2 protein-coding genes are annotated in these 1845 nt (G+C 70.5%); both read right to left on the bottom strand.

Translation table 11 applies throughout. The features are described from left to right. Nucleotides 1–910 (bottom strand): MCP four helix bundle domain-containing protein (locus IN07_RS25325; RefSeq protein ID WP_036336972.1); only part of this gene is annotated, 910 nt, incomplete at its 3' end. Nucleotides 911–1408: 498 nt separating this feature from the next. Beyond that, nucleotides 1409–1845: methyl-accepting chemotaxis protein (locus IN07_RS15065; protein ID WP_036336970.1), on the bottom strand; the 437-nt coding region annotated here is incomplete at its 5' end.

Below are 1845 nucleotides of genomic sequence, written 5' to 3' on the forward strand. Positions count from 1 at the left end.
CCGAGGTCTCCTCCGCCGAGGCGGAGATCTGCGCCGAGGACGCCGACAGCTCCTCCGACGCCGCCGCGACCGCATCCGAGGACGCCACCACCGAGGCCATCACCCCGCGCAGGTTGTCCACCGCCGCGTCCAGGGCCGAGCCCATCTGCCCCAGCTCGTCCCGGGTGGTGAGTCCACTGGTGCGGGTCAGGTCACCCTCGGCCAGGCCCTCGACGACGTGCTTGACCTTCGCGGTGGCCCGCGCGACCCCGGTGGCGACCAACCAGCCGAGCGCCAGGGCGACGCCGATGCCCACGACCATGAGCAGGATCGCGGTGGTGCGCTCGGACTCGTACTCGGCCCGGATGCCGGCGGCCGCCTCCTTCGCCTCGGCCGACTCGATGTCGCGCAGCTCGCGGATGTCCCCCTCGGCCTCCGTGACGATCGGGGTGCCCTCGGCGGCGTTGCGGCTGATCCAGGTCGTGAAGTCCTGCGCCGTGGCGAGCGGGACCAGCACGTCCCGCTGGAAGTCGGCGTACACCGCGATGTCGCCGGTCACCTCATCGAGGAGGGCGAGCTTCGCCGGGCTGTTCGTCACCTCGCGGTACGCATCCGCGGCGGACTCGAAGTCCGCGGCCAGCGTGTCGATCGCGGCGATGTTCGACGCGGGGTCGGCCCCGAGGATCGTGTCGCGGAGGTTGACCCGCAGGTCTCCCACCAAGGCGTCCAGGTCGGCGGCCCGCGCAACACCGAGCGTGTTGTCCGCGTACAGCTGCTCTGCCGCTCCAGCCGAGGTGCTCAGCGCACTCAGACCCATGAATCCGATCCCGGCGGCGACCACGCCGGCGAAGCCCGCCGAGGCGAGCACCTTGGTCTTGACCGTGCGGTCGCCCCACCACGAACCGGGGCGGGCCATCGGGCTGACGGACATGTTCTCTCCTGGGGGTGCGTGCACTGTGCGGGCGGGGAGGGGGGGACGGGCCGGTGACCTGGCCGGTCGCCGCGCTGATCGTGTTCGTGTGCGATCGGCGGGCGAGGACCATGGTGATTGATCCGGTAATGCGAAGTGCCGTTTCCGATGCGTGTCGCATTGTGTGCGACACAAAGTGCACCGACCGTTTCCCGGTGCTCCTTTGTCGACATCTCCGCGGAGAGCGGGGACGAAGAGGGCCGTCGGGATCCGGGTCGGCCGAGCCTGGCCGATGATCCCTTTCGGGCGGCGGCGACGGATTCATGATGAACGTTTCGAGAACACCCGGTACTGCACGTGTGGGCGTGTCGTGGGACGCCCTACGAGAAAGAGCGATGACGCGTCGCCGACGTCCTCTTGTCGACAACCCGGAATGGTCGGCAGGCCGTCACGACCCCCGGGACGACGACGGCCGGCACCTCCACGGGGGGAGGTGCCGGCCGTCGGAGCCGAGCGGCGTCAGTAGGTGAAGCGGGCCACGCTCCCCCGCAGGTCACTCGCCATCCGGGACAGCTCGTCGACGGCCTGCCGGGTCTGGCCCAGGGCCTGCGTCGTCGAGGTGGCCGCAGCCGACACACCGGTGATGTTGGTGGCGATCTCCGTCGACCCGCCGGCCGCTTCCTGCACCGACCGCGACATCTCGTTGGTGGTCGCGGTCTGCTCCTCCACCGCACTGGCGATGGTCAGCTGGAAGTCGTTGATCGACCCGATGATCTCCGAGATCCGGCCGATCGCCGACACCGCACCCGACGTGTCGCCCTGGATGGCCTCCACCCGGCGCGCGATGTCCTCCGTCGCCCGCGCCGTCTCCTGCGCCAGCTCCTTCACCTCGTTGGCGACCACCGCGAAGCCCTTGCCCGCCTCACCGGCCCGCGCGGCCTCGATCGTGGCGTTCA

This window comes from Modestobacter caceresii (assembly GCF_000761485.1).
Classification (GTDB): Bacteria; Actinomycetota; Actinomycetes; order Mycobacteriales; family Geodermatophilaceae; genus Modestobacter; species Modestobacter caceresii.